Annotated in this window: 23 protein-coding genes and 1 pseudogene; 7 read left to right on the forward strand and 17 right to left on the reverse strand. The window is 61.4% G+C overall.

From position 1 onward, the window contains the following. Positions 1 to 135: 135 nt before the first annotated feature. Positions 136 to 444 (reverse strand): hypothetical protein, encoded by a 309-nt coding sequence (locus GKIL_RS00730; RefSeq protein ID WP_023171401.1) that lies wholly within the window; start codon positions 442 to 444, stop codon positions 136 to 138. Between the two features lie 196 nt (positions 445 to 640). Here GKIL_RS00730 and GKIL_RS00735 point away from each other — a divergent pair, with 196 nt between their 5' ends. From GKIL_RS00735 to polA, 3 genes are all read left to right on the forward strand, one after another. Continuing rightward, complete coding sequence (locus tag GKIL_RS00735) at positions 641 to 1,963, forward strand: sensor histidine kinase (RefSeq protein ID WP_051382566.1); 1,323 nt, start codon at positions 641 to 643, stop codon at positions 1,961 to 1,963. Beyond that, a complete protein-coding gene (locus tag GKIL_RS00740; protein ID WP_023171403.1) occupies positions 1,963 to 2,619 on the forward strand; it encodes a response regulator transcription factor in 657 nt (218 codons plus the stop codon). Before GKIL_RS00735 ends, GKIL_RS00740 begins: the two co-directional genes overlap by 1 nt. A 63-nt stretch (positions 2,620 to 2,682) precedes the next feature. Beyond that, positions 2,683 to 5,490, forward strand: a complete 2,808-nt coding sequence (gene polA, locus GKIL_RS00745; protein WP_023171404.1) for a DNA polymerase I — start codon at positions 2,683 to 2,685, stop codon at positions 5,488 to 5,490. Positions 5,491 to 5,515: 25 nt separating this feature from the next. On the opposite strand, the pseudogene GKIL_RS25805 reads toward polA, so the two are convergent. The 3 genes and pseudogenes from GKIL_RS25805 to GKIL_RS00760 form a co-directional block, all read right to left on the reverse strand. Then, positions 5,516 to 6,036: pseudogene (locus tag GKIL_RS25805) on the reverse strand (PIN domain-containing protein). A gap of 69 nt (positions 6,037 to 6,105) precedes the next feature. After that, a complete protein-coding gene (locus tag GKIL_RS00755; RefSeq protein WP_023171406.1) occupies positions 6,106 to 6,567 on the reverse strand; it encodes a helix-turn-helix domain-containing protein in 462 nt (153 codons plus the stop codon). A 69-nt stretch (positions 6,568 to 6,636) separates the two neighbouring features. Then, positions 6,637 to 6,954, reverse strand: coding sequence for an SMR family transporter (locus GKIL_RS00760; protein ID WP_023171407.1), 318 nt, complete (start codon positions 6,952 to 6,954; stop codon positions 6,637 to 6,639). A gap of 130 nt (positions 6,955 to 7,084) precedes the next feature. Between GKIL_RS00760 and GKIL_RS00765 the strand changes: the two genes are divergently transcribed. Further along, entirely contained in the window at positions 7,085 to 8,371 is a 1,287-nt protein-coding gene (locus tag GKIL_RS00765) for an NAD(P)/FAD-dependent oxidoreductase (RefSeq protein ID WP_023171409.1), read from the forward strand. Position 8,372: 1 nt separating this feature from the next. On the opposite strand, the gene GKIL_RS00770 is transcribed toward GKIL_RS00765, so the two are convergent. Beyond that, positions 8,373 to 9,953: a glucose-6-phosphate isomerase gene (locus GKIL_RS00770; RefSeq protein ID WP_023171410.1), complete on the reverse strand. Its 1,581-nt coding sequence runs from the start codon at positions 9,951 to 9,953 to the stop codon at positions 8,373 to 8,375. A 151-nt stretch (positions 9,954 to 10,104) separates the two neighbouring features. Between GKIL_RS00770 and GKIL_RS00775 the strand changes: the two genes are divergently transcribed. Together GKIL_RS00775 and GKIL_RS00780 are read left to right on the forward strand one after the other, a co-directional pair. Further along, positions 10,105 to 11,160, forward strand: coding sequence for a phosphotransacetylase family protein (locus GKIL_RS00775; RefSeq protein WP_023171411.1), 1,056 nt, complete (start codon positions 10,105 to 10,107; stop codon positions 11,158 to 11,160). Between the two features lie 95 nt (positions 11,161 to 11,255). Continuing rightward, on the forward strand, positions 11,256 to 12,029 hold the full coding sequence (locus tag GKIL_RS00780; RefSeq protein WP_023171412.1) for a Uma2 family endonuclease: 774 nt from the start codon (positions 11,256 to 11,258) through the stop codon (positions 12,027 to 12,029). A 24-nt stretch (positions 12,030 to 12,053) separates the two neighbouring features. Here GKIL_RS00780 and GKIL_RS22050 read toward each other — a convergent pair whose 3' ends face one another. Then, positions 12,054 to 14,489 (reverse strand): tetratricopeptide repeat protein, encoded by a 2,436-nt coding sequence (locus GKIL_RS22050; protein WP_051382567.1) that lies wholly within the window; start codon positions 14,487 to 14,489, stop codon positions 12,054 to 12,056. Between the two features lie 245 nt (positions 14,490 to 14,734). Here GKIL_RS22050 and GKIL_RS00790 point away from each other — a divergent pair, with 245 nt between their 5' ends. Next, the gene (locus GKIL_RS00790) at positions 14,735 to 15,202 is read left to right on the forward strand and encodes a Dps family protein (protein ID WP_023171417.1); all 468 of its coding nucleotides are present in this window, start codon (positions 14,735 to 14,737) and stop codon (positions 15,200 to 15,202) included. 80 nt (positions 15,203 to 15,282) lie between these two features. Here the strand turns inward: GKIL_RS00790 and GKIL_RS00795 are convergent, their stop codons facing one another. The 11 genes from GKIL_RS00795 to GKIL_RS00845 all read right to left on the reverse strand — a co-directional run bounded on the left by GKIL_RS00795 (position 15,283) and on the right by GKIL_RS00845 (position 26,818). Beyond that, a complete protein-coding gene (locus GKIL_RS00795) occupies positions 15,283 to 15,840 on the reverse strand; it encodes a hypothetical protein (RefSeq protein ID WP_023171418.1) in 558 nt (185 codons plus the stop codon). A 37-nt stretch (positions 15,841 to 15,877) separates the two neighbouring features. Further along, positions 15,878 to 16,525 (reverse strand): hypothetical protein, encoded by a 648-nt coding sequence (locus tag GKIL_RS00800; protein WP_023171419.1) that lies wholly within the window; start codon positions 16,523 to 16,525, stop codon positions 15,878 to 15,880. Positions 16,526 to 16,676: 151 nt separating this feature from the next. Further along, entirely contained in the window at positions 16,677 to 17,399 is a 723-nt protein-coding gene (locus GKIL_RS00805; protein ID WP_023171421.1) for an ATP-binding cassette domain-containing protein, read from the reverse strand. 10 nt (positions 17,400 to 17,409) lie between these two features. Beyond that, positions 17,410 to 18,591, reverse strand: a complete 1,182-nt coding sequence (gene devC / locus GKIL_RS00810) for an ABC transporter permease DevC (RefSeq protein WP_023171422.1) — start codon at positions 18,589 to 18,591, stop codon at positions 17,410 to 17,412. Beyond that, on the reverse strand, positions 18,588 to 19,679 hold the full coding sequence (locus GKIL_RS00815) for an HlyD family efflux transporter periplasmic adaptor subunit (RefSeq protein WP_187293865.1): 1,092 nt from the start codon (positions 19,677 to 19,679) through the stop codon (positions 18,588 to 18,590). Before GKIL_RS00815 ends, devC begins: the two co-directional genes overlap by 4 nt. 13 nt (positions 19,680 to 19,692) lie before the next feature. Beyond that, the gene (locus GKIL_RS00820) at positions 19,693 to 20,340 is read right to left on the reverse strand and encodes a TetR/AcrR family transcriptional regulator (RefSeq protein WP_023171425.1); all 648 of its coding nucleotides are present in this window, start codon (positions 20,338 to 20,340) and stop codon (positions 19,693 to 19,695) included. A gap of 199 nt (positions 20,341 to 20,539) precedes the next feature. Beyond that, positions 20,540 to 20,971, reverse strand: a complete 432-nt coding sequence (locus GKIL_RS00825; protein ID WP_023171426.1) for a helix-turn-helix domain-containing protein — start codon at positions 20,969 to 20,971, stop codon at positions 20,540 to 20,542. Further along, complete coding sequence (locus GKIL_RS00830; protein ID WP_041243634.1) at positions 20,968 to 21,411, reverse strand: DUF6932 family protein; 444 nt, start codon at positions 21,409 to 21,411, stop codon at positions 20,968 to 20,970. Before GKIL_RS00830 ends, GKIL_RS00825 begins: the two co-directional genes overlap by 4 nt. 105 nt (positions 21,412 to 21,516) lie before the next feature. Next, positions 21,517 to 23,964: a PDZ domain-containing protein gene (locus tag GKIL_RS00835; RefSeq protein WP_023171428.1), complete on the reverse strand. Its 2,448-nt coding sequence runs from the start codon at positions 23,962 to 23,964 to the stop codon at positions 21,517 to 21,519. Between the two features lie 239 nt (positions 23,965 to 24,203). Continuing rightward, positions 24,204 to 25,526: a class I SAM-dependent methyltransferase gene (locus GKIL_RS00840; RefSeq protein WP_023171429.1), complete on the reverse strand. Its 1,323-nt coding sequence runs from the start codon at positions 25,524 to 25,526 to the stop codon at positions 24,204 to 24,206. Next, on the reverse strand, positions 25,523 to 26,818 hold the full coding sequence (locus GKIL_RS00845) for a class I SAM-dependent methyltransferase (RefSeq protein WP_023171430.1): 1,296 nt from the start codon (positions 26,816 to 26,818) through the stop codon (positions 25,523 to 25,525). The genes GKIL_RS00840 and GKIL_RS00845 overlap by 4 nt, the downstream gene beginning before the upstream one ends.

The following is a 26,818-nucleotide window of genomic DNA, read 5'->3' on the forward strand; positions in this document are numbered from 1 at the left end:
TGGTGGGACCACTGCAGTTCACAGGAGCAGACTTACATTACCAACACCGGTAGCACGTTTCCTCCCCCTCCAGGCGGAGGCCCAGGACTTCTTGCGACTTAGAAGTGCATCTCCCCTATTTTGGTGAACTGGCCTCTACTGTGCCTGGTCGAAGCGCTCGGCGCGCCGCTGCTTGAGTTGCTCGCGCTGCTCGGCGGTGAGCACCCCATCGATCTGCTTGCGGGTATCCTGGCCCATCTGTCGGAGTTGCTGCAACAGCGGTTTGCTGCGATCGTGGCTGCTTTTGATAATCTGCTGAATCTGGCTTTGCTGGTCGCTGGTGAGATTCAGTTCTTCGAGCGGTCCACCGTCGGGAGGCGGCAAAAAGAAATCCGGCTGGCTCAGTGCAGGCTGGGCGACGAGCAGAGGCAGGGCCGCAAGGGCAAGGAGCGTGGAACTTTTCATGGCCACTCCGATGTCTACAGGTTCATCCTAAAAAAAGGACTGCGCCCCGCCGCCGGGCGCGAGTCCGGAATGCTGCCTCGACTGGTGGCCAGTTTTTGCCCCAGACGTTCCGCCAGCCTGCGGGCACCGATGCTCGACGACCGCCGGTGTCCGGCTGGACGATCGATCTTCTACACTGAACAACAAATTCTTACCCATGAGCGCCATGCCTGCCTTCCGGGTACCGGGTGCGCTGTTTGAAAAGCGCGAGCCCTTCACTTTTTTGCTGTATCTGGAGTGGATCTTGCTGGCAGTCGCCCTGCTCACCGAGATCTGGCCGGGGCCGGAGTTGCACTTTGGGCGTCCCTTTCCCTTCGTGCGGGTGGCGGTGGTGCTGGTCTTTGCCCTGCTGGGGCTGCGCCTGCCCACCCGCAGTCTGACAGCGAAGCTTTTTTACATGGCCGTCTCCTTTGCGCTGATCATCGCCGCGATGGTCTCGGTGGGTTCGCCCTTCAACATGGCCCCATTCCTGCTGTTGCTTCTGGTGATCCGCAGCTGTCTTATCTTTCCTTTGAGCGGTCGGCTCACCGTCGCCGGGCTGGTGTTCGTCACGTTCGTCTTCTTTTCTTTCTGGCGGGTGCAGGCTTTGCCGGGTGAGCGCCCGTGGCGGGTGCATCGTCACTTTCACCGCGAAGCGCTGCCGCCGGGAGCAGACCGTCCGCCGCCGCGCAACCTGTTTTTGCCGCCGGACGAAGATTATCAGCTTTTTATTCTCCGGCTCACCCTCAACTCGGCCCTGCTTTTTGGCGCGGGCCTCGCCTTCGTGCTGCTGCTTATCAACGCGATGCTCAACGAGTACGCCAACCGCCAGAAGCTGGCCCTCGCCAACCAGCGGCTGCGCCTGTATGCCCAGCGCATCGAGGATCAGGCCACCCTGCAGGAGCGCAACCGGATCGCCCGCGACATCCACGACTCGCTGGGCCACTCGCTCACTGCCCTCAACATGCAGATGGAGATGGCCCTCGCCTTGATCCCCTCCGCTCCCCAAAAAGCGGAAGGCTATCTGATCGATGCCAAGCACCTCGGCACCCAGGCACTGCAGTCGGTGCGCCAGTCGGTCTCAGCCCTGCGCAGCGATCCGCTCCTGGGGATGGCGCTACCGGAAGCGCTGGAGCAACTGACGCAGACTTTCGTTCAGAGCACCCGCCTGGAGGTGGAGCGCACGATCGATCTGGCCGGACCGCTGCCGCCGGAGATCGCCGTCGCCGTCTACCGGATCGCGCAGGAGGGGTTGACGAACATCTCCCGCCATGCCGCCGCGACAAAGGTCGAACTGGAAGTGCGCCAGTTGCCGGGTATGCTCCACCTGCGCTTAGAAGACGACGGCCAGGGCTTTGATCCGGCCCAAAACGCTACCGGCTTTGGGCTGGAAGGAATGCGCGAGCGCGCCGCCGCCCTCGCTGCCGGCCTGGTGATCGACAGCGCGCCTGCAAAAGGCTGCCGCATCTACGCTGACTTTCCCCTGCCGGAGGTGCTCTGATGATTCGCGTCCTGGTCGTGGACGATCAGAACATCGTGCGCCAGGGGTTGCGATCGCTTCTGGAGATGATGAGCGACTTTGAGGTGGTGGGTGACGCCGAAAATGGCCAGCAGGCGTTGAATGTGCTGGCCCAGCTTGCCCAGGCGGACCGCCTGCCGGATGTGGCGCTGATGGATGTGCGGATGCCGGTGGTCGATGGCGTGGCTGCCACCCGCGCGATTGCCCAGCAGTATCCGAGCGTCAAAGTCCTGGTGCTCACCACCTTCGACGACAGCGAATACGTCGCCCAGGCCCTGCGGGCCGGGGCTTTAGGCTACCTGCTCAAGGACACGCCGATGGCGGAGTTGGCCGAGTCCATCCGGATGGTCCACAAGGGCTACAACCCCCTCGGGCCGGGCATTCTTCAGAAGATGATCGCCCAGTTACCGGCGAATGCCGCCGCCAAACCCCCCGCTGCCCTCGCTGCCCTCACCCCCCGCGAGCGCGAGGTGCTGCAACTGGTTGCGCGGGGAGCGAGCAACGCCGAGATCGCCAGAGAACTCTACATCTCCGAAGGAACTGTCAAGTTTCACATCACCAAGATCCTCAGCCAGCTCGGCGTGCGTGACCGCACCCAGGCGGCGATCGTCGCCCATTCTTTTGCCGACTGGCTCTAGCGCTCCAGGGGGCCGACCGCCGGTTCGGTGTGCGACACTGGAGTAGACAGTTGTTCTCAAGTCATGCCAGATTCAAGCTCGAACGTCCTGGTGCTGGTGGATGGCCACTCCCTCGCCTACCGGGCGTACTTCGCCTACGTGCGCGGCGGTGAGACGGGACTGCGCACGACCACCGGCACACCGACCAGCGTCAGCTACGGATTTTTGAAGCTGTTGCTCGACGCGCTCGAACATTACAAACCGGCGATGGTCGCCATCGCCTTCGACACGCGGATGCCGACTTTTCGCCACGAGGTCGATGCCGGGTACAAGGCGGGCCGGGCGGAGACCCCAGGCGAATTTATCGACGATCTGGCAAATTTGCGGGCGATCCTGGAGGCGATGGAGTTGCCGCAGTTTGAACTGGCAGGCTACGAAGCCGACGACATCATCGGCACCCTCGCCCTGCAGGGAGCGGCCCAGGGCTACGACGTCAAGATCTTGAGCGGCGATCAAGATCTCTTTCAGCTCATCACCCCCGACGGCGAAGGGGGCGGCTCGATTCGGGTACTGCACAACAATACCCGCACCGGCAGCGAAGAATTTGGACCGGCCCAGGTCAAAGAAAAGCTCGGGATCACCCCCCGGCAGGTGGTCGATTACAAGGCGCTCTGCGGCGACAGCTCCGACCGCATCCCCGGCGTCAAAGGGATCGGGGCCAAGACCGCCGTCAAGTTGCTCGAAGAGTACGGTTCTCTGGAGCAGCTCATCGCCTCGCTCGATAGCGTTCCCGGTGCCCTGGGTAAAAAACTCAAAGACGGCATCGAAGATGCCCGCCACTCGTACTGGATGGCGACGATCGAGACGAAGGTGCCGATTGTCATCGATTTTGACGCCCTGCGCCTCAAAGGTTTCGACGAGGAGCGGGTCTCGCCACTACTGGAACAGTTAGAATTTCGCTCGTTCCTGCGCCAGTTGCAGCGGCTGCAGCGCCTGTTCGGCGGTGAGGTGGCTCCGGCTCAACCGCAAAATCCGGGTGACGCCCTCGAAGGGATCGCCCAGGCGAGCGAGGACGATCTGTGGTTCGACTTTGCCCCGAGCGCTCCCTTCGAGCTGGTAGTTCATACTGTCCAGACCCCTGAGCAGTGGCAGCAGTTTCTGGACGAGCTGCTTACCCAGAGGGGGGTGGTGGCCTGGGACACCGAAACCACCAGCCTCGATCCACGCCACGCCCGGCTCGTCGGCATCGGCTGCGCCTGGGAAGCGGAGGTGGCCTACTACCTGCCCCTGGGCCACCAGCAGGGCACCAACCTCGCTGTAGACGCGGTGGTGGCAGCCCTCAAACCTTACTGGGAGGATCCGTCGCGGCCCAAGGCGCTGCAAAATGCCAAGTACGACTGGCTGGTCCTGCGCAACTACGGCGTAGCGCTTACAGGCATCACCTTCGACCCGATGCTCGCAAGTTACGTCCTCGATCCGGACGCCAAGCACAACCTGCCCGCGATGGCCCAATCCCATCTGCAGTTGACGATGGGCACCTACCAGATGCTCGTTCCCAAGGGCCAGACGATCGACGCAGTAGCGATCGAGGCGGTGAGCCGCTACTGCGGCGAGGATGTGGCCGTCACCCTGCGCCTGGTGCCGGTGCTACAAGAAAAACTCAATCACGACCCCCGCCTGGCCGGCATCTTCGAGACGATCGAGGTGCCCCTTGAGCCGGTCCTGGCGCGCATGGAAGCCCAGGGCATCCGCATCGACAGCGATTATCTAGCGGAGCTGGCGCAGGAACTGGACCACGACCTCGAAGGGCTCGAACAGCAGGCATACAACCTGGCGGGCGAAAAGTTCAACCTCGGCTCCCCCAAGCAATTGAGCGAGCTGTTGTTCGGTAAACTCCAGCTTTCGATTAAAAAAAGCCGCAAGACGGCGACGGGTTACTCCACCGACGCGGCAGTGCTCGAAAAGCTGCGCGACGACCACCCGATCGTCGAGGCGATTCTCAACTACCGCACCCTCGCCAAGCTCAAATCCACCTACGTCGATGCCCTGCCCCAGCTGGTCGATCCGGCTACAGGCCGGGTCCACACCGACTTCAACCAGGCAGTGACCACTACGGGCCGCCTCTCCAGCTCCAACCCCAACTTACAAAATATTCCCGTGCGCACCTCCTTTTCGCGGCGCATCCGCCGGGCATTCATTCCTGAACCCGGCTGGCTACTGGCGGCGGCGGATTACTCACAGATCGAGCTGCGCATCCTTGCCCACCTCACGCAAGAACAGGTGCTCATCGAAGCTTTTGGAGCCGAGGACGACGTTCACGCCCTCACCGCCCGCCTGCTCTTCAACAAAGCGACCGTCAGCTCCGAGGAGCGCCGCCTCGCCAAGGTGATCAACTACGGCGTCGTCTACGGTATGGGAGCCCGCCGCTTTGCCCGCGAGACCGGCGTCGGCACCGCCGAAGCAGAAGACTTTATCCGCGCCTTCTACCGGCGCTACCCGGCCATCTTTGCCTACATGGAGCAGACCCGCCGGGCAGTGCTCGACCAGGGCTACGTCGAAACCCTCTTAGGCCGCCGCCGCTACTTCCACGGCCTGGGCCAACTGGGCCAGCGCGACCGCGAAACGGCCCTGCGCGCTGCGATCAACGCTCCCATCCAGGGCACCGCCGCCGATATCGTCAAACTCGCCATGGTCCAGGTAGACCAGCAACTGCAGAACCGCCGCACCCGACTGTTGTTGCAGGTCCACGACGAACTCGTTTTCGAGATGCCCCCCGAGGAGCGCGAGACAGTGGAACCGCTCATCCGCAGCAGCATGGAATCGGCCCTCACCCTTTCGGTGCCGCTTAAAGTCGAGTTGAACGTCGGTCAGAACTGGCTGGAAGCGAAGTAACTGACCATCCTGGGAGGAGCAATTTCTAAAGCTGGTCGTATACCTGGCGCAACATGCCCATAGCCTTTGGCAAACCGCACTGGTACAAGGTGTCCATCAGCTGGTCACGAGTCAGGGGTGGATTTCTTAGGGAAGTAAGTTGCTCGTTAAATGCTTGCTGGACTGCAATCGGGTCCAGGTCCAACAGGTAGCAGAGGAAATCGTCCGGGTGCTCGGCTTCAATACCGTGGGGTGTGAGGCTCTCCTCCGGGAAGTCTTTCAAATTAAAAGTGACGATCACATCAGCGTTGCAGCGAATGGCAGCGGCCAGCACATGCCTGTCGTCGGGGTCCGGCAGCTGGAGACCTGGAATTAACCCCTCATAATCTACTACTGTTCACGGGAGAGGTCTGGTCGCTTTCTCAGGACTGCCCTGATCCATTCCGCATGAATATCTTCACTCCAGTGTGCCCGAAATAGACCTGTCAGAGCCAGATGCATAAGAAAGTCTCTGAGCGGTGCTGGATAGAGTACGCAGGAGTCGAACAGGGCAGTGAAGGAAGACATCTTTAAAACATCAAAATTTCGCTCGCCATTGTATAGGAACAATTATGTCTCTACTGGCAATGGGTGCCCTCAATAACCCATATTGAGTTCTTGTGCCTGAGCGGCCAGAGTATCCAGTACCTGTTTGCGCCTAGAATCGATGCTTTTTTTATAGTCGAGCACGTCCTGGAAGCGCACCCGGCGGCGGGTACCGACTTTGCGGTATGGAATCTCGCCTGCCTCCAACAAACCGACTAGAAACGGTCGGGAGACATTCAGAAAATCAGCCGCCTGCTGGGTTGTCATCTCAGAGTGAAGGGGAACGAGGGTGACAGCGTTGCCTCGTGACATCTGATCAAGAATTTCAGCTAAAAGAGCCACGGCTTGCCGAGGTAATTCGATCGAGGAGCCGATTGGACTTTGATCTCCCTCTGCCTGCTGAACCTGCAGCACATAGCGTTGAACCTGCCCACGGCTGAGCAACTTGGTCAGGATACGGCTGCCGGTGCGCGCTAAAGTTTCCTGCTCCTGGTCGGGTGTGCTGGTGTACATAGCTGCACCTGCAAATTCTGAGGTCTTTATTATACGAAGTAAACGAAATGAGCGAAATAACCGATTCTCTTACCCTTCGACGAGCTTGAGGCCGATAATCGCCGCGAGCAGCAACCCCAGCAGGGCGAGCCGAGCAGGTGAAGCGCTCTCGCCCAGAAACACGATGCCCACCACGGCGACGCCAAAAGCACCGATACCCACCCAGACGGCGTAGGCGGTGCCCACCGGCAGGGTCTTCAAGGCAGCTGAGAGCATAAAGAAGCTGGTCACAGCCGAAGCGATGGCGAGCAGACTCGGGACAAGCTGGGTCCAACCGCCGGTGTACTTGAGGCCCACTGCCCAACCTATCTCCAACAGACCCGCACCGACGAGCAGCAACCAGGCCATAGCAATCTCCTTGATAAGGATGCCCCCCTGCCACGGTACGCCATCACCTCACCTGATGCCGTATCAGAGGATGATTGGCGTTAGGCTGGATTCAAAAAGATTCGTCCGAAGTCCGGACCGGGAGAGGGCGGTGAACGTACCAGTTCCAACGACGGTGATCGTGGGCGGTGGCTTTACGGGGTTGTTTACGGCCCTGTACCTGAGCCAGCAGCGCTACGCCGGGCGGATTGTGCTCATCAATCCGGCAGATCACTTTGTCTTTCGGCCTTTGCTCTATGAACTTCTGACCGGTCAGATGAATAGCGAGCAAGTCTGGCCCAGTTTCGAGACGCTGCTTGCCGGGAGCACTGTCAAGTTTGTTCAAGACAGTGCCGAGTACGTCGATCTGGCCGATCACCGCGTCGAACTGACTTCGGGAGAATCGTACCGGTACGACTATCTGGTGCTCGCCCCCGGCACCTTGATTGACTTTTATCATATTCCTGGGGCGGCGGAGAATGCACTGCCCTTTCGCAGCGGCCAGGACGCGCTGAAGTTGCAGCAGCAGCTGCATACCTGTCTGGAGCGGGCAAGCCAGTGTACCGACAGCGAGGAGCGGCGAAAGCTCTTGACCGTGGCCATCGTCGGGGCGGGCGACAGCGGCGTAGAATTGGCGGCGACTTTGGGAGACTGGCTGGCGGAGCGATACACGGCTTTGGGCGGCAACCGCAAGGAGATCCGGATCGTGCTGTTGCACCGCAATCGCGAGATTCTTTCGGAGCGGACCACCCCCCGGCTGCAGAAGACGGCCCGCGTCGCGCTGGCGAGCCGGGCGGTACCGGTGGAGCTGCTGACAGCCACGGTGGTCAACAAAGTCGAGCCGGAGCGGGTCGAATACCGCCGCGACGCTCAGACGGTCTGCCTGCCGGCGGCGACGATTATCTGGACGGCAGGCACGGCCATCCCCTCGGTCATCAAAAACCTCGCCATCCCCGACGAGAATCGCGACCCCTGCGGTCGGCCCTACATCACGCCCACCCAGCACCTGATCGCTTATCCGGAAGTCTTTGCTGGGGGCGATTGCGTGACGCTGCGCAAGCCCAAACCGGCCACAGCCCAGGTGGCGTACCTGCAGGCAAAGGCGATTGCCCAGAATCTGATCGCCGCTTCTGCCGGAGAAGGACCGAAGGCGGCTTCGCTCGCTCTACGGGGAACCTTGATGAAGCTGGGGCTGCGCGAAGCGGCAGCTGAAATCTACGACCAGTACGAGGTCAAAGGCCGCCTCGGCCATACCATTCGCCAGCTTACGTATCTGGAGTTGCTGCCGGTGCCCATCCACAACCTCAAGAACACTGCCGAGTGGATGAGCGACGAGATCTTTCAGGGGGCAAAAAACACCGCTGAGCCGGGCGCTGCTCAAAAAAGCGGCGGGGCGTGATTCAACCCACCGAGACCAGCAGGCTGTCCGGACGGGAGCGATCGCCGGCAAGCGCGACACCGCGCCGATTGGCCTCCAGGTGGCGGACGATCTTGTAGATCGCCTCGATCTGCTCGGGCGTACCCGCTTTTTGGGCGAGGGTCGCCAGCGGCATCGGCTGGGCAGAGGACTGGAGCACCTGGAGGATGCGCTTTTGCAATTCAAGAATCGAGGCGGCAGCTTTTTTGCCGGCCTCGACGCCCGGCTGGTCGTAGGCGTTGATGTTGACGAGGGAACCGTAAAAACCCACTGCCCGCTCGTAGAGGGCGATGATTGCCCCGACGCTGCGCGGATCGACGCGGGAAATGGTGAGGGTAATCGAGTCGCGCCGGTTCTCGTAGAGTGCCTGCCGGGTGCCCTGCAACAGGCCCGAGAGATAATCGCCGCTGGTGACCCCCGGCTCCAGCTCGATCGACGGTCCCTGGCGGTCTTCGAGCACTTCGATAAAGGTGAGAAAAAAGTTGGGCACCCCCTCGCGCAGCTGCTGAACGTAGGCGTGCTGGTCGGTGGAACCTTTGTTGCCGTAGACGGCGATGCCCTGGCGCACCAGTTGGCCGTCGCGGTCTTTTTCTTTGCCGAGCGACTCCATCACCAGTTGCTGGAGGTAGCGGCTGAATAAAAGCAGGCTGTCCTTGTAGGGAAGCACCACCATGTCCTTGCTGCCCCGGCCATCGCTGCCGTAGTACCAGCTCATAGCAAGCAGCGCCGCAGGGTTGCCTCTGATCGAGGCGAGGCGGGTCGCCTCGTCCATCTGGCGCGCTCCGGCGAGCATCGCCCGAATATCGATGCCCTGGAGCGCCGCCGGCAACAGGCCCACGGCTGAGAGTTCCGAGGTGCGTCCGCCCACCCAGTCGAACATCGCAAAGCGCTCCAGCCAGTTTTGGGAGCGAGCGAGGCTGTCCAGGCGGCTATTGGGCATGGTGATGGCGAGAGCGTGGCGGCCAAAGTCGAGCCCCTGGACCTGGTAGGCGTGCTGGACTTCGACCATGCCGTTGTGGGCCTCAGGCGTGCCCCCCGATTTGCTCGTCACCAGTACCAGCGTGCGGCCCAGGCGGTCCTTGAGCCCGTCGAGCACCCGGTCGATGCCCGCCGGATCGGTGTTGTCGATAAAGTGAATGCCAAGGGGCGGCTTCTGGGGGGCGAGGGCCCCGGCGACGAACTGGGGACCGAGGGCGGAGCCGCCGATGCCGATCGACAGAATGTCGGTGAATTTGGGAGCGAGCGGTGGGTGCAGGGCACCGCTGTGGATTTTTTGAACGAACGCCTCGATCTGCTCGATACCGGCGACGATCGCCCGCTGCAACTCGGCTGTCGGTGCCAGCTCCGGGGCGCGCAGCCAGTAGTGGCCGACCATGCGGTTCTCGTCGGGGTTGGCAATCGCTCCTTTCTCAAGGGCGTCCATCTCCTGGAAGGCCCGCACAAAACGCGGCTCCAGGCTGGCGAGCAGACTTGCCTCAAAGCGCATCCGACTCACATCGAGGTACAGCCCCAATGCGGCGTGGTAGTAAAGCCAGTCCTGGTAGCGCTGCCAGAGTTCGTTCATAAATGGGTAAGAGTTCAGCGAAAGTCCGACTTCGCCGCCGGGCCGGGCCGATTTTACCAAAAACCGGCGCGCCGGGGGGGCCAGTGGCGTTTATCAGCCACCTCCCCTAGACTCGATGCAATCCCGACAACTGCTCCTACCTCGATCGCCCATGAATTTGCTCATCGGTTCCACCACTGCCTGCAGCGGCAAATCCGCCGTCACCCTCGGCCTCGGTCTGCACTTAGAAGCGGATGGGCTGCAGGTGAGCTACGCCAAACCTTTAGGAAACCATGCTCTGGATGTCGGTGGCCGGCTCCTGGACGAGGACTGCGCGACGATGGGCAAGTACCTGCGCACCGGAATGCCGGTGGGTGCGCCGCTGGTCTTTCTCGATCGCGCCAGCGTGCGCCGCCGCCTGAGCGGCGAGGACAACGACGATTATCTGGTTCGCCTGCGCGACTACGCACCCGCAACCGGGCAGTTGCACCTGATCGAGGGAGCGGGCACACCCCAGGAGGGGGCGATGTTTGGCCTGACGCTGCAGGTGCTGGCCGAGCAACTGCCTGCCCGCGTGCTATTGGTCTGCCGCTATCAAGAAGACCTGGTGATCGACCAGCTTCTGATTCTGCGCTCGCAGTTGGGCAATCGTCTGCTGGGCGTCGTGCTCAACGACGTACCTGCCGATCAGATCGAAGATCTCACCGCTGTGCTGGTGCCGTTTCTTGAGCGCCAGGGCATCGCTGTACTCGCCACCCTTCCGGCGGATACGGCCCTGCAGAGTGTGAGTGTGGCGGAGCTGGCATCGGCCCTGGACGCGGATGTGCTCTGCTGCCGCGACCAGCTCGATTTGATGGTCGAATCGGTCCACATCGGGGCGATGAGCGTCAACGCCGCCATCAAATATTTCCGCACCGCCGCCAATAAAGCCGTGATCACCGGCGGCGACCGCACCGACATTCAACTGGCTGCCCTCGAAACTTCCACGACCTGCTTGATTCTCACCGGCCACCTCGCTGCCGCCCAGCCCGTCCTCGCCCGCGCCGAGCAGCTGGAGGTGCCCGTGCTCTCGGTCCACCACGATACCCTCGGCACTACCGAGATCGTCGATCGCCTCTTTGGTCAGGTGCGCTTTCGCGAAGCGGTCAAAGTTCAGCGCATCCAGCAATTGCTTGCCCAGCACTTCGATTTCGAGCGCCTGCGGGCGTTGCTGGGGTTGAACAGTTAACACCCGTCGGCGTCTGGCCCCTGGGCGGCCTGTGAAAATCTGGTCCGGATCGTCCGGTCGGTGGACAATAGGACCATCTGCCTTTGATAGTGACGATGACTACTCTTGTTGCAACGACCCCGGTCACCTATCCGAGCGGAGACGGACGACCCTTGGCGGAAACTTTCTTGCACGTCTACGCCATCCTCACCACCCTGGAAGTGTTGCGTCAGTACCTCGAAGGCAGCCAGGCAACAGTTCTTGCCAACCAGTTTCTCTACTATGCTCCAGGCGTGCGCACTTCCCGCGTCGCTCCGGATGTGATGGTCATCTTCGGTGTTGCGCCCGGTCCACGGGATAGCTACAAGACCTGGGAAGAAGGACAGGTACCGGCTATTATCTTCGAGATCACTTCTGAAAGTACCCGCAGCAAGGACCAGGACGACAAGCTAAGGCTGTACGAGTTTCTGGGGGTGCAGGAGTACTGGCTGTTCGATCCTAAAGGTGAATGGATCCAGGACAAGCTCAGGGGCTACCGGCTACAAGTAATCGAACAAGGGGATGGGCCGGTCAATCACTACCAGCTTATCGAGGAGAACATCAGCGAGCGGTTGCAGTTACGGCTGCAGGTCGAAGGGGAGTTGATCGGCTTCTATCGGCTGGACAACAGCCAGAAGCTATTGATCCCGTCCGAGTTGGCGGCTGAACTGCGGGCAACGGCGGCACAGCTGGAGCAGTCCGAGCAGCGGGCGCAAGCGGCTGAACAACGAGCGCAAGCGGCTGAAGCAGTAGTTCAGCAAGAACAACAGGCAAGACAACAAGCCGAGCAGCGGGCGGCGGAACTGGCAGAACGCTTGCGCGAGTTGGGCATCGATCCGGATACACCTTGAAACCAGGGACGTTCGCAGTGCTGATTAGTGAGCTTTTTCCTGCACTGCCTGCTGAAAGAACGCTTCGAGTGCCCGCACGCAGTCTTGATCGTCGAAGAGCCGCCAGCAGTTTTCTTTGACGCGGGCGGAAACCTGTTTGCGCCAATCGGGGTCGTTACCGAGCCGGGCCGCAATCGTCAGATAGGTCTGCTCACAGGTGGCCACTGTCTCGGCAATCGCCAGTAGTTGGAGCATGGCACCGGCATGGCGGCTGCGCATAAAGGCACCCGGCCAGGTGACGACCGGCAATCCGGCAGCGAGAGCCTCGAAGGTCGTATTGCCGCCGGACCAGCCGATCGAATCTAAGAAGATGTCTGCCAGTAGATGCAACTGCAGATAATCGTCGTGCCCCAGGCGAGGCAGCAGGACACAATAATCGCTCACCTCCAGCCCTGCGTCGCAAAAAGCTCCGCCCAGGCGCTGCCAAAATTGCGCGCTCAAGTTTGCCTCCGGCAGCGAGAGGAAGACGAACTGCGCCTGTGGTACCTGGCGGGCGATAGCAGGCCAGAGCCAGTCGTGCTGCGGCAAATATTTAAACAGTGACTGGCAGCAAAGATAGATGACCGCCTCGGATCGCAGTCCGTAGCGGCAGCGATCCCTCGTGAGAGCAGGAAAAACTGGCCTGGGGTAGCAAAGCCCGAGTTTGGGCAGGCGAACAAGCCGCTCGCTGTAGTGCGCCTGGGCCGGTTCCGGCTCCATCAGATCGCTGGAAAGGTAGTAATCGACGGTAGGCAGGCCGGAGGTGACCGGGTGGCCCCAGGCGGTGCATTGCACCGGAGCGAGGCGCAATGCCGCCAGCTGCATCGTTCTCGCGTCCATGCCCAGATCCGGAAAGACCAGCACCTGGAGCCCATCTGCGAGAACCTGACGGCCCACAGCCTCCAGGCCGCGCGGCAGGTGAAAAAAATGGTCCGCCTGCACCCGGAACTGGTCTGTGATCGCGTCTATCTCCAGACCCGTGTGATAGCAGTAGATTTCAAACTGGGAACGGTCGTGGTGCCGGAGCCAGCCAAGCGCCCAGCGCGCACCGTTGTGATCGCACAGATGGTTTGAGAGATAACCCACGCGAATTTTGCTGTTGCCCCGATGAACAACCGGGAGGGGCTGGACCCAGTGCGGATAACTGGCAGACAGGATGCGGTGAAGAAGCTGGCCGTACTGCCCGTGCAACCGGGTGACATCGAGACCCTGGTAGGGCAGACGAAACAGGGTGAGCGAGCCCGTCGCCGCCAGGGCCTGCTGTTTTTGTTCGTCCGTATCGAGGACGGTCTGTGCGATGAGCTTCTCCAGGTGTTCGCCGAAGCGTGAGTGCCACTCAGCAATCCGTTCTGTGTCCTGGTAGAGCACCGGCAGGGCTAACTGCTGCCGCCAGCGGGCGACGAGATTACCCGGCTCCACTGCCAGGGCCTGACGATAACAGGCGAGCGCTTCCTCAATCTGCCCCTTCGCCTCCAGTAAAGCTCCGAGGTTGTTGAGCACGATGGCAGCCTGGGGCGGGTGAACAAGTGCCCGGCGATAGGCAGCAATCGCCTCCTCAAACCTGTTCTGCTCCTGCAGGAGCACTCCCAGATTGTTGTGGGCTTCCCAACGATTGGGGTCCAGGGCAATGGCCCGCTCCAGTTGAGCGGCTGCTTCTACGAATTTGCCCTGCTGTTGGAGAACCTGTCCGAGGTTGTTGTGGGCAGCGGCAAAGTCTTTTTTGAGGGCGACGGCGTTGCCCAGGGCAGTGGCGGCCTCCGCCCAGCGGCCCAGTTGCCGGAAGACGACGCCCAGGTTGTAGTGCAACTCGGCGATGTCCGGGCGCAGCGCTAGCGCCTGTCGGTAGCAAGAAATCGCTTCCTGCGGGCGACCAAGGGCTTCGAGCACACCTGCCTGGGCGTTGTGAGCCTCGACCAGATTGGGAGAGAAAGCTGTACTGCGCCCATAGCTTTCCAGCGCCGCTTCCAGCTTGCCCTGTCTTTTGAGCACCGTGGCCAGGCGGTAGTGCAGCAGCCCTGAACGCGGATCGAGAGTAAGGGCACGGCGGTAAGCATTTGCCGCTTCTTCAGAGCGATCGGTCTGTTCGCAGAGGAGCCCGAGGTGGTAGAGCGCTTCGCCGTTGTCTGGCTGGAGGGAGACGACTCGCTTAAAAAGGTGCCGCGCCTGCTCCAACTGGCCTGTCTGGGCAGCGATGCCCCCCAGACCCAGCAGCGCTTCGGGCTGATTGGGCTGCAACTGCAAGATCTGGCGAAACAACCCTTCCGCCTGTTGCCGGTGCCCAGCCCGGTAGCAGTACACCGCCTGATCGAGAAGTTGTTTGATGCCTGGCCTGGGGGGCTGCCTGTTTGCGGCTGCGTCGAATCCCTTGCCCTTTTTCATGCCGTCTCCGCGACCGTGGCTCCCAAATCGTAACCGCTCGATCCGCAGGGAAGGCCAGCCCATCGAACCTTTCTGAAGGCAGATGCCTGTGAGTGGCGCTGGCCCCTACGTTGAGGACGCCGTTACCCAGGATCTCGATGAAATTTCCGGCCCTTATTCTGGTGATTGTTGTCCTCGCTACCGGTTCCGCCGCCTGGGCGCAGGAGAGCGGGCGGGCCACCGGTTCCCCCCAGAGCAACCAGATTCTTCCCTAGGGCCGTCAGGTCGTTCAGAGTTATCCTCTGCCGCCCCAACGGCGGGATGTGGCGGTGAGCGAACTGCAGGGTGAGCTGAGCGAACTGGTCGATCTGACCTTGCAGACCAAGCAGGCCCACTGGAATGTGTCCGGACCCCTCTATCTGCCCCTGCACGAGCAATTTGAAGAGCAGGTCAAAGAATATCGCGAGTTCTCCGACCGGGTGGCAGAGCGCATCCTCAGCCTGGGCGCATCGGCGGATGGCAGGCCCCAGACGGTCGTGCGCACCTCGCCTCTGGGCGAATACCCGGCAGGCTACGTGAGCGACGAGCAGGCGATCCGCATCGAGGTCGATCGCTTGAGCAAGATCACCAAAAACACCCTGGCCCGGATCGAGCGGCTGGCAGAGCCGGACCCGGTGGGCCAGAACCTGCTGCAAGAAATCGAGTACACCCTTGAGAAGCACCTCTGGCAGATGCGTATCCACTTCGCCCGGCCAGGTGGCACCGGCGACGGTTTGCCCTACACCTCTACGAAGTAAACCTTGCCGGACGATCAGGCGATCTGCACCCGCCGGATCGCTGTGGGGGATTTTTGGTTATCGGCGATGGAGCTGTCCTCTCAAGGCTTGCCTGCGGGAGCAGTGGGCAGCTTGAAGGTGACCGAGCGGGTAAAACCGCCCTCGGCGTACTCGATCGCGAAGGTGCCATCGGTAGGAGCCACTGCGCCCAGATCGAGCGTGTCCCCAGCCGCATCCCGGTTGCACTGGCCCTGGCCCTGGGCACAGGCGCTCGGGGTAAAGGCGACGTGGGTGACCGGGTGATCGTACCAGCTATAAAAGGGCGGAAAGGGAGTCAGCAGGCGCGTGATCTCGCTCTGGAGGCAGCGACTGTGGATCAGGTGATAGAGATTGCCCTGTTTCTCGACGCGCACCCACTCGGAGGAACCCGGCAGCGCGTGCAGCATGATCTTGAATTGCTGTTGGGCCGGAACCTCAGCTGCAGGAGCAGAAGCCGACAATTGCTGTCTGCCCCCATTGCAGCGCGAGTTGAGTGGAAAATCGCGGCATAGCCCTTCTGGGTCGGCACTGGCTTGAAGCGGGACAATGGCTGCCATCAGGGCAAAGCCGGACGCTGCGACGGCGGACAGTAGGAGCGCACGAAACGGAGTATCGGACATGTTCTTCTCCTGAGCGAATGGGATAAAACGCAGCTATTTACCACAAGGAGCGGACCTTGGAGACAACTTCTTCTGCCCTTCCTGCACCCAGATAGTGGGCCTGAACCTCTCCTTTTGCATCGATAACGAAGATATGAACGTTGCTCTTGAGCCGCTGTTGTTGGCGCTGCAGCCGCTCGCGATCGAAGCGCGACTTGTGGCCTTCATCTTCTTGAAAGGCGCTAAATTCAGCCAGGGGGCTGCTCCGCCAGATCTTGAAGGAGAGCCCTTCATCCCAGTCAGGAATGAGCAGAGGCGATTGGGGCGCAGCGGTTTCAGAAGAACGATTTTCTTTCTGAAATTCTTTGAGTGCAATCTCTTCATCTTCGCGCATAATCTCTTTGATTTTGCCCGCGATCATGCCGTGGGCAATGGCAGGTGCATCCTTGAGATCGAAGACGACGACGTACAGGTAGCGCGGGTCGCCTCCGAGTTTTGCGCGGACCTGCCGTCCCGTTGCGGTGGCGGTTTCGACGTTTGCTTTGTCGGTTACAACAAGGACACTCACTTTGTTGCGAAAGCGCTCTATTGAGATGGGTTTGCCATCGAGATCTAGATATTGGACAAGTGACTGGAGGACGTTTGCCCCAGCTGGAGCAGCCAGAGCGATCAGCGATAGAGTTGCAAGCATGAGGCATCGGCGCATGGTTATCTATCCTCGTAAAATGATCGACATCAGCACAATCTAAAATGCGAGCGGGCGTTCCTCCTGTATGCGTGTTTCTGGTCAATCAAAAACTTCCCGCCTGCAATTGCTGCCGGAGGCCGATGGGCGGGAATCACTGGTTGCGGGGCTTTCAGGTTTTTGGGACAGTAGAACTGAGAATCCTGCCGTCCTCCATTTCGATGATCCGGTCGGCGATATCGAGGATGCGGTTGTCGTGGGTGACCATCAAGATTGTGCTGCCCTGGCGTCTGGTCAGATCCTGCAGCAGATCGACTACCTGGCGTCCGGTGGTCCTGTCGAGGGCCGACGTCGGCTCGTCGGCGAGAATGAGCGGCGGGCAGGCCACCAGGGCGCGGGCGATGGCGACGCGCTGCTTCTGGCCGACCGACAGTCTGGCTGGATAAGACCGCCCGTAATCGGCCAGACCCACATCGCGCAGGATCGCCGTAATCTGGTCTTCGGCCTCCTGCAATCGATCGATGCCGTGTACCTCCAGTCCCATGCGGACGTTGCCGCAGGCGGTGAGGCTCGCGTGCAGATTGTGGGCCTGGTAGATAAAGCCGATCCGGCGGCGCAGGGCGATGCGCGTCGCCTGGCTGGCACCTGCCAGCTCGACACCGAGGGTCTGAACGCTCCCTGCCTGCACGCTGCGCAGGGCTCCGACCAGGGTCAAGATCGTGGTCTTGCCGCAGCCGGATGGACCCATCAAAATCACCAGCTCCCCCCAACCTACTTCCAGATCGAGGTCGAATAGAACCTGCCTGGCGGCAGCACCGGAGCCCATCCGGTGGCTCAAACCGCGCACCTGGATGGCGCGGGGGACGGTAACGGGGGTAAAGGGTACTTCTGGCATGGCAGCAACCTCAAAAGATATCCGCCGGATCGGCGGCGCTCAAGCGTCGAGTGGCGATGGCACCGGAGGCGGCGCACATGCCAAAACTCAGGGCAAACACCAGTGCGATCCGGGCGGCATCCATCGCGATCGGCAGGTGGGTGACGAGCCGGGTGATTTCATAAAAGCCAAGGGTAATGGCAAATCCTGGTACAAAGCCCAGGACGGCGAGGAGCAGCGCCTCCTCGAAGACGACGCTCAGTAAGAAGCCGTCCGTGTAACCCATCGCCTTGAAGGTGGCGTACTCAGCGAGGTGATCGTTCACGTCGGCAAAAAGAATCTGATAGACGATCACAAAGCCGATGAATAGACCGACCGTTACCCCGAAGGTAAAGACAAAGCCGATCGGGGTCTCCTTTGCCAGGTAGTCCTGGATAAACCGGATCCAGGCTGCCTTCGTGATCACCTGCGTATCCTGAGGGGGAAGCACCAGGTGCAGGGTAGCGGCTATCTGCTCCGGATCGGTGCCGAGGTTGACCTTCAGCAGGGCGGCGGTAATCGCACTCAGGCTGCGGCGCGGCGCAACGTGCAAAAAAGTCTGGTCGCTCATCACCAGAGTGCCGTCGTTCTCAAAGGATGCCCCCACCGAGAACAGTCCTGCAAAAGTGATTTCCCGTCCGAGGATCTCCGTGCGCACCCGCTCGCCGCGCCTCATAGCAGCGAGGGTGGCAGCAAAATCGCCGCGCGTGCGCTGGTCGAACAACGCCGTATCGATTAATTTCAGCGTCGGCAACTGGGCGTTGATCTGCGGGTCGTTAAAGGCGTGGGCGTTCGGATCGACGGCGAAGACCATCGCACTTATCAGCTTATGGGTCGCAGGATTGCGGTAGCTCAGGGTGCCGAACTGAAAGGTGATGCCGCTTTTAATGCCCTTGACGCCTAGAGCCTGGTAGAGCCGCCGCCTGGGGATGGTGCCGAGATTAGCCAGGCCGCGCGCCTCGGGGCTCATCAGCACCACGTCGGCGTCGAGCAGTCGGATCGGAATGACGCTCGATTCAAAGAGCGCCCCCAGAAACCCGAGTTGCATAAAGATCAAGATATTCGCGAAGGCGACACCTGCTACGGCGACGATGAGCCGCCGCCGGTTGTGCAGGAGCTGGTACCATCCCAGGGGTGTGCGGGTCCATAACCGGGCAACGAGCTGCGGGATCATGGCAGGAACTCCGCCCGCACCTGGAGGTTGGTATAGTCGGCAAGAGCGCGGCTGGCCGCTAAATCGAACCGGATGCGCACCTCGACGACGCGCGCATCGGTGTCGGTTGCCGGGTCGTTGTTGATGACACTCTGGCGTCTGACGTAGCTGCCGATGCGCTCGATTGTGCCCAGCACCGGCACCTTGAGACTCTCGCCGGTGATCTTTACTCGCTGGCCGGGTTTGAGGCGAGCGACATCGCTCTGATAGACCTCGACGACGGCCCGCATCCTGGTCGTCCCGCCCATATCGAGCAGGCCCTCCTGGCCAATCCGCTCGCCCTGGTGCGCGTGGACGGCAAGAATTTTTCCGGCGATCGGAGCGCGGATTGTCGCTTGATCGAGGTTCGCCCGTGCCACTGCAAGGTCGGCTCTGGCGGCGTTGAGCTGCTGCTCGCTTAGAGCAACATCGATCTGGCTATTGCCTGTCGGTGCAGCAGCGTGGGCTTCCATGCGTTTGAGCGCCGCCTGCGCCTGGGCAAACGAGGCTTCAGCCGAAAGATAATCCCTGCGCTTCGATTCGACGCTGGCCGCTGTAACCGCGCCCTGGGCAAAAAGTGCCTCCTGCCGGCTGTAGTCGGTGGAGGCAAGGTCCACCTGCGCCCTGGCGCGCGCAAGATCCGCCTCGCGCGCAGCAAGGGTCGAGGCAATCTCAAAGCGCTGCTGCGATAGGGCCAATTGTTTCAGCCGCACCTGGATAGCGGCAGCGGCGAATTGCGCCTTCAGCCTGTCTTCAGTATCGAGAACCGCCAGACGCTCACCCGCTTCAACCGTATCGCCCTCCTCGACGGTGAGCAATTTGAGGCGCGCCGAGTCCGTCTGGAGGGGCGCGGCAACGTGGATGACGCGGCTTTCAGGTTCGACAAAACCCAGGGCCACAACCAGGGTGGATCGAGCAGCGGCTCTGGCTTTGCTCTCGGCTTCATGGGCGCGCATCACCTCGGTGCGCTGCTTGAAACCCAGTCCCACCGCCCCCAGGGCAGCCAACGCGCTGAAGGCTGCAACCCAGAAAAAGCGGCTCGCTCCCGGCCTGGGTTGGGTGGTTGACACAGTACCCTCGTGCCTAAGCATCGCGAGTGTCCCCGCGTGCTCCCAACAGGGCCACCACCGACTGCGCCCAGACGGCCAGGTAGCGCTCCACCTCGTGGGGATCCTCGCTGTACTGCCCCATCGTCCGGTTCCAGAGCATCAACTGCATCAGACCCCCGACGGCAAACCGCGCCACGTAGTCCGGGTCGGCGCAGGAAAATTCCCCCGCGTCGAGCCCGCGCTGAATCAAGCGCCGCAGCAAAGCCTGGGCCGTATCGGCCACCCGTTCTTTGAAGTAACGGGCAAGCTCCGGAAAGTTACCTGCCTCGCGAAAGATGAGCAGTGCCAGGTTGTCCATCTTCGGCTGGGCCGCCGCCTGCGGAAAAATTCTGGCAATCACAAAAAAGGCATCGGCAAAGGGAGGCTCAAGGTTATCGATGAGCCCCGTGACCAGGGCAAGGGGCGGCGTCTGGGTCGCCTCGATCACCGCCCGAAAGAGCGCTTCCTTGCTGTCGAAGTAAAGAAAGATCGTCCCCTTGGTCACACCGGCCACCTCAGCGATGTCGTCGAGCCGCGCCGCCGCATAGCCACGACTTTCAAAGACCACCCGCGCCGCCTCGATGATTTCGGCGGGGCGAGCGTCCTTGCGGCGACGGCGGCTGGGCCTGGCGTTCAAGTTCACGCTAATAACTTACCAGTAAGTTATTAAAAGTGCAAGACCTGGATTCAGAAAGTTGGTCACTGGCCTGGGCTTGACCGGGAGGTCCCTCCGCTAGCCGACTAGATAAGCTTCAGCGGCTGATATCGGGCGGACGGGCAAATAGACGCTGGAGGGTGCGCACGTCGCGCTGAAGTGCGTCCAAAAAAATAGTCTCCGCCTTTCAAGCGATGGCCAGGTGAATAGCAGCGTCTACTTCTAGAGCACGGGCTACTGCCATCAACTCTCCCAGTGAAGCGTTCTGATATTCCGATCGCTCATTTGTGAGTACCTGTGCTTCCGACCATCCGAGCTTGCCTGCCAGTTGCTCGTGGGTCCAACCGGCTACGATCCGCGCCTTGATCAAAGCGATGCCAAGCTCTTCCAGAGAAGCGATCTGCAAGGAAAACACCTGGCTGGAGCGCAGGTGGTCGTACTCGTCGAGTTGCTCCTGCAACTGCTGGATTTGGCTCTCGAGCGCGCCTTTTCGTGACTCGAAGAGTTTCTCCGATAGAAGGGTAGTATCAGGGACTCTGCCTTGTAACTCCGTCAATTCTTTTTGGAAGCGCTTGAGCCACTCTCCAGTAAGCTGATACTGCTGGTCGTCGATGATCATGACTCTTTGACCTGTAAATCGATAGCAACAATCCCTTTTGCTTCTCCTGTAGCTTTGTCGGCCTGAAAAAAGTCAAACATTGTTTCTGAACGTCCAGCATCCTGGAGACGAAAGAAGAACAGCTCTCCGCCAAAGCGCAGCTTCTGTAATTGAGAGCGATTTTCGTTGCGCAGCAGCAATGGATCTAGTACTTCCAGATTAACGCCATCCAATTCCCAGCAGGCATCGAAGTCAGCGGGCATCTGCTTGTTGCTCACGAAGCTGCCGTCGATGTAGACGGTTGGACAACCCGCCGCCCTCAGCAGTTCCATCGCCTCCTGCAACCCAGCAGCCAGTTGTCTGCGTCGCGTGTTGCTGGCAAAGCGTGCCAGAAATTCTGACCATGAGCAGTAGTGGATGCCCGGCGGGAGATTGCCTCTTTTATCGAAAGGTGGAAGCACTGCCTGCCTTGCCTTACTTGAGTGGTCCTAGAGAAATTGGGTTCTGCTCCAAACAATAGCGGGCACTGGCAGCGAAGGATGGCCTGCGGCAACGGCGGGCACGCTTCAGCGGCTGACATCGGGTGGTCGAGAAAATAGACGCTGGAGGGTGCGCACGTCGCGCCCTGAAGGAACCGTTGCGCCGCTCACCTCGGGGAACATGATGTCTTCGCTGTTGTCGCTGTGGCCCCAGAGGCCCAGGACGTGGCCGAACTCGTGGACGGCGACCGCCTCGACGAAGCGCGTCCGCTCCGGTAGACGCAGATCGAGCATCGGCTCGAGGTTCAAGCGGATGAGCAGGGCAGGCATCCGATCGCCCAGGGTCTGCATTTCGGCGCGGCCTGCATCTTCGGCTTTCTTGACGGCGTTGAAGGTCACTTCGATATCGGCCTGGTCAGGATTTTCGACCCTGACAAATTCCACCAGACCATCGGAAGCGCGCTGCCAGCGCTGGGCTCCCTGCCAGGCGGCATCGGCGAGGGCCACTTCAGGGGCGGCGGCGATGTAGACGCCGATGGGCATTCGCGAAAGGCGCATCACCCGGTTTTTCTCTAGAACTGCCGACAGATAGTCGTCGGTCACTGCCGCCGCCGGTTGCTCTGAATACAGGAGCCCACGCTCGCCCACCCAGTCCTTTACCGCCAGACCGTAGCGGGCGGCGGCGTTGCGGTAATAGCTCAGTTGCTCGGCGGTGGGGTGGGCGGTTTCGGTGAACTGGGCGTAGGCGCAGGCGAGCAGGGCGGGGGTGTCCGCGAGCTGGGATCGAAGTTGCATCGACCGCTCCAGCCAGGTGATCGCCTGATCCGGTTGGTCAATGGCCAGTTGCTCGCGCCCCAACTGTCCGTAGGCCAGGCCCAGTGCCTCGCGCCCCTGCCGGGAGGGCTGGGCTGTGAGGGAAGCGGCCCAGAGATCCGCCGCCCTTTGCCATTGTTTTTCGCCTGCTGCTGCTACGCCCTGATTAAAAAGGCGCACGGCCAGAGCCGGGTTGGTTGTCGTGGGCACAACTGGCGGGGGGGGCAGCGGCAAGGAGGCCACTGGGGTGGCGGATGGAACCACAGGCAGGCGGGCATTCTGCTCCAGCCGCACACCGATCACCTGATGGGCAAAGAGCATCGGCTGACGGATCGCAGCGATGCGATAGCCCGATTCTTCGAGAACCTCGCGATTCGGCAGCACCTCGGAGCGGGCAACGACCGGCACCCCGGCCAGGTTGTCTATCTGCAGGCGGTAGCTGGTGGCCGAGGCGGGAACGAGCTGGCCGCTCACCGCCGCTCCAGCCTCAATAAGCGGCACACCGTTGCTGTCGCGCAACGCGTAGAGCACCTGGCCCTTTACCGGTTCGCTTGCACTGCCGGAAAGAACTTTGTCGCCGTCGATATCGACGAGCACCGGCAGGTCAGTCCCGGCTTTGATCTCAACAGCCAGCTCCGCCGGGTCGGTCGGGCGGGCCGCACCCGTTCCACTCACCGCCTGCCAGGAGCGCCTGCGCTCGGGCGCTTCGACCTGGACGCTCAATCGGGCGACCTGCAACTGCCCGGCCAGTTGGGCAGTGCGTTGCTGTAGCGTCGCTTCGTCTGCAAAAGGACCGATAGTCAGGGCAACGCCGTCCGGGCGCGTCTGAGCAGCAAGCACGTTGCCCCAGCCAAAAGCCTGCTCCGCCAGGCTCAGCGTCGAGCGGGGCAGGGGGGTGAGGCGGTTCACCGCCACCGGGAGGGGCAAAGCTACCTCCGGCGGCAGGGGAACGAGCGAATCGGAGAGGATGAGCGGCACGCTCAGCATCTGCTTGCCGCGCTGGATGCGCAAATCGACGCGATCGCCAGGTTCGTGCCGGGCGAGGAGTGGCCTTAGATCGGTGGTGTCGTTCACGGATTGCTGGTCGATCGCCACGAGCCGATCGCCTGTGCGCAGTCCGGAGGTACGGGCCTGCTCGGTGAACCAGCCGTAAATCTTCAAGCCGGGTTCGTTGGTTTCGCGGGAGACGCCGAAGGACAGACCCAGAGCGGTGACGGTTTTCCTGGTCGTGCTGGTGGGAAGCGACGAGAGCACCTGGGAGGTTTCGATTTGTTCGATCTGTTCTTGAATTTGCCGCCCGAGCGCACTGTCGCGGGAGCGCCGGGCCAGTTGAGCGGCCTGACGCAGGTCGCTTAGCGCCCCTTCGCGGTCAGCGAGGGTCAGGCGCAGACTTGCCCGGTTGTAGTAACCCACCGGGTCGGTCGGGCTGCGGCGAATGTACTCCGAAAAATCGAGTAAAGCCCCCGGCTGATCGGTGAGTTTCACTCGGGCCAGGGCGCGGTTGTAATAGAAGCGCGCCTCGTCCGGCAGCAACTTCAGGAGCTGGGTATAGGAGTCGGCAGATCCCTGGTAGTCCTGACGGTTGTACTGGGTCGTCGCCTGGCTAACAAGGCGCGTTACCTGCTGGTAGAGGGCGGGCGGCAATGCGCGCGGCGGGGCTGCCTGAACGGGTAGCGCGACAAAAAACAGAGCGAGGGACACAGCCCAACGTGCGCGGATCACCGGGATTCCCTCCTGGAAACTTTAGAATCTGGTTCCGGGTAGCAAAGAGAGGCCAACGGATTTTGATGCGTCGTCTCTCGCCGGCGGCACTGCCTGAACACACAGGTGGCGACCATCTCCGAAAGGCCCTACTCCATCTCAAAGCCAGTATCTCTAAATAGTTGCTGCGTTACCGGTATATGTAGAAGTGTCCAAATCAATCCGGCTGCGCCGGGCATCGCCCCCAGCGGGGAAGGGTGTTAGAGCCCGGCTTCCACCATCAAGTAGGCGAGCGCTTCCATCGCCGTGACAAAGCGGCGCAGGCCGGAGCGGGCCTCGTGCTCGAAGACCGGTTTTCTTACCGTTGTCCGCCGTACTGCAAGGCGCACCCACTGTCTTTGAAAGTTGGCGTAGGGCTGGGGACCGTTCCAGAGGGGCAGCAGCGCTTCTTCCATGCCATCTATTGCGATCGGTTCGCCGTAGGGAACGCGCATGTGCTGGTTGATATTGAACGGTTCGCCGCTCTCCAGGCAGTAGAGCAAAAATTCTTTGAGGCGCGGGGTGGCGAGCTGCGGGTGCAGGTGCAGGGTCGAAGCTGTAAGTTGGGCGTCGCTCCAGCGGGTGAGTGGAACGAAGGGCTGGGCCTCGCCCCGGTGGCCGCACCAGAAATCGAGCAGGCGGTGGGAACTGTTGATGAGCTCGGTGAGCTGCAGTCGTTCTTCGAGGCTCATCCTGTCGTAGCGCTCCACGAGCAGTTGGGGCAGTTCGCCCTCCTTGAACAGGCGGCGCGGATCCCAGGTGGGCCAGAGCAACATATTGACCAGTTCCAGGTTGCTCTGCGCCAGCATTCGGAACATGTCAGGAACGGTAAAGCCCTTGTCGCCCCGGAGCAGATAGTTCATCCGGTACCATTCGGTGTTGTCGTGCAGGCTCGAAAAAGGTGTCCAGGCGAGTTTTTTAAGCTGTGCGCCGTCGATCATCTTTTCCATCGTCTCGCGGGAGAGGGCAACTTCTTCTTCTTCGCTGCGGCTGCCGTCGAGGCCCAGGATCGTAAACATCTTTTGGGCATGCAACAGCGGTGCGCGGACGATCTCGCTGTGGAGGTTGGCCCGCACGATCCCGTCGGGGGCGAGCACGGCGGTAAGGGAGGCAAGGCCCGCCACCGGGTCCGGCAGGATGTAAATGACCTCGTCGCAGTTGATGTAGTCGAACTTTTCACCCAATTGCGCCAGTTCTTCGACGCCGATCACATGAAACTGGGCATCGGGAAAACCGTGGTGGGCGAGCCGCTCGCGGGCCACTTCCACCGAGCGGGGCGAAAGGTCGATGCCGGTTATTTGCGCCCCCGGATTGGCCTCCGCCAGGGCCAGGGTCGAAAAGCCACTGCCGCAGCCGACATCGAGGATGCGCTTGCCCGCCGTCTCGATGCGTCGCCGGTTGCGCAGGTAGTAAGGCGTCTGCAGGTTGTGCAGATAGAGCATACTCGTATCTTCCCGGTGCGAGTGGTGCAGCGGGATATTCGGGTAGGGCGTCGTGTCGTACTGGCGCAGCAGTTGCTGGAGGTAGTCGGCTTCAAGGCTCATAGGGCACTTGTGGAGATGGGTTCAAAGAGGAGATAAAGCAGTCGCTCGGCAGCGCTCAGGTACTGCCGGGCCACCTCGGGAGCAGCAGTTGCCTCGGGGTGGCCGTGGGTGCGGGCAAAGCCTGCCCAGTGCTGCTCGAACTGGGCAATCGAAAGTGGACCATCCCACAGAGGCAGCAGCGCTCCCGCCATCGCAGGTGTGGGCAGCGCTTCACCGTAGGGATAGTGGATGTGGTGCTGCAGCTCGAAGGGCTGCTCTGCCGGGGCTGAGACGAGGGCAGTGCGCAACTTTTCGCTGCGCAGGGACGGGTGCAGGTGAATGCGACCGTTCTCCCAGACGGGAGACCCGGACCAGTCGGCTTCTATTCTCGGATGGCCGCACCAGAAGTCGATGAGGCGGTGGGGGCTATGGATGAGTTCGTAGAGGTGCAGCCGCTCCTCAAGGGACCTCTCCGCCAGTCCTCGCGCAAACAAGGGCGGAAGCTCATCTGGATCTTGAAATAGAACCGTCACATCCCAGGCGGGCCAGAGAGTCATGCTGATAAATGCAAGACCCGCCCCCTCCACCAGCCGGAAGGTCTGGGGGATGGTAAAGCCCCTGTCGCCCTGCAGCAGATAGTTCATCTGGTACCACTCCAGATCCTCGTGCAGGTGGATGCAGGGAATCCAGGTGTCGAGCTTGAGGTGGGTGCTGTTGTTGAGGGCGTCCATCGTCTCACGGGCCTGGGCCATCTCCTCTAGCCCCGGCGTCGGGCTGACAAGCCCCATGATCTGAAACAACTTCTGGGCGCGAAAGACGGCGGCGCGGGCAAAAGCACTGTGCAGGTTGGTGCGGATCAATCCATCGGGGGCGAGGACAGAACCCAGGGCGGCGAGGGCTGCCGCCGGGTCCGGTAAGAGATAGAGCACTTCGTCGCAGTTGATGAAGTCGAACGTTTCTCCCAGTTCCCCCGCCCGCTCGATGGGCAGGGCGTGGAAATTGGCGTCAGAAAAACCGTGGTGGGCGAGCCGCTCGCGGGCCACCTCCACCGAGCGGGGCGAAAGGTCGATGCCGGTTATCCGCGCCCCCGGATTGGCCTGGGCGAGGGCGAGGGTGGTGTAGCCGCTGCCGCAACCAGCATCGAGGATGCGCAGCTGCCGGGCCGGGGGCAACCGGCGGTGGCGGCGGTAAAAGCCGGTACTGAAACTGTGCAGCCAGAGAGAATTGAGGTCGTGGCCCTGGCCCAGGGCGACGCTCGGGTAGGGGTTGCAGTCGTACTGGCGCAACAGCGCTTCGAGCGGTGCTCCGTCCAC

Source organism: Gloeobacter kilaueensis JS1, from assembly GCF_000484535.1.
Taxonomy (GTDB): Bacteria; Cyanobacteriota; Cyanobacteriia; order Gloeobacterales; family Gloeobacteraceae; genus Gloeobacter; species Gloeobacter kilaueensis.

Excerpts from the sequence above, each read along its gene's own strand:
- GKIL_RS00795 (WP_023171418.1), bottom strand. The coding sequence starts at position 15,840 with ATGTCCGATACTCCGTTTCGTGCGCTCCTACTGTCCGCCGTCGCAGCG.
- GKIL_RS22050 (WP_051382567.1), bottom strand. The coding sequence starts at position 14,489 with ATGGGCTGGCCTTCCCTGCGGATCGAGCGGTTACGATTTGGGAGCCAC.
- GKIL_RS00740 (WP_023171403.1), top strand. The coding sequence starts at position 1,963 with ATGATTCGCGTCCTGGTCGTGGACGATCAGAACATCGTGCGCCAGGGG.
- GKIL_RS00780 (WP_023171412.1), top strand. The coding sequence starts at position 11,256 with ATGACTACTCTTGTTGCAACGACCCCGGTCACCTATCCGAGCGGAGAC.
- GKIL_RS00825 (WP_023171426.1), bottom strand. The coding sequence starts at position 20,971 with ATGATCATCGACGACCAGCAGTATCAGCTTACTGGAGAGTGGCTCAAG.
- GKIL_RS00755 (WP_023171406.1), bottom strand. The coding sequence starts at position 6,567 with ATGTACACCAGCACACCCGACCAGGAGCAGGAAACTTTAGCGCGCACC.
- GKIL_RS00735 (WP_051382566.1), top strand. The coding sequence starts at position 641 with ATGAGCGCCATGCCTGCCTTCCGGGTACCGGGTGCGCTGTTTGAAAAG.
- GKIL_RS00770 (WP_023171410.1), bottom strand. The coding sequence starts at position 9,953 with ATGAACGAACTCTGGCAGCGCTACCAGGACTGGCTTTACTACCACGCC.
- polA (WP_023171404.1), top strand. The coding sequence starts at position 2,683 with ATGCCAGATTCAAGCTCGAACGTCCTGGTGCTGGTGGATGGCCACTCC.
- GKIL_RS00760 (WP_023171407.1), bottom strand. The coding sequence starts at position 6,954 with ATGGCCTGGTTGCTGCTCGTCGGTGCGGGTCTGTTGGAGATAGGTTGG.
- GKIL_RS00730 (WP_023171401.1), bottom strand. The coding sequence starts at position 444 with ATGAAAAGTTCCACGCTCCTTGCCCTTGCGGCCCTGCCTCTGCTCGTC.
- GKIL_RS00775 (WP_023171411.1), top strand. The coding sequence starts at position 10,105 with ATGAATTTGCTCATCGGTTCCACCACTGCCTGCAGCGGCAAATCCGCC.
- devC (WP_023171422.1), bottom strand. The coding sequence starts at position 18,591 with ATGATCCCGCAGCTCGTTGCCCGGTTATGGACCCGCACACCCCTGGGA.
- GKIL_RS00800 (WP_023171419.1), bottom strand. The coding sequence starts at position 16,525 with ATGCGCCGATGCCTCATGCTTGCAACTCTATCGCTGATCGCTCTGGCT.
- GKIL_RS00840 (WP_023171429.1), bottom strand. The coding sequence starts at position 25,526 with ATGAGCCTTGAAGCCGACTACCTCCAGCAACTGCTGCGCCAGTACGAC.
- GKIL_RS00805 (WP_023171421.1), bottom strand. The coding sequence starts at position 17,399 with ATGCCAGAAGTACCCTTTACCCCCGTTACCGTCCCCCGCGCCATCCAG.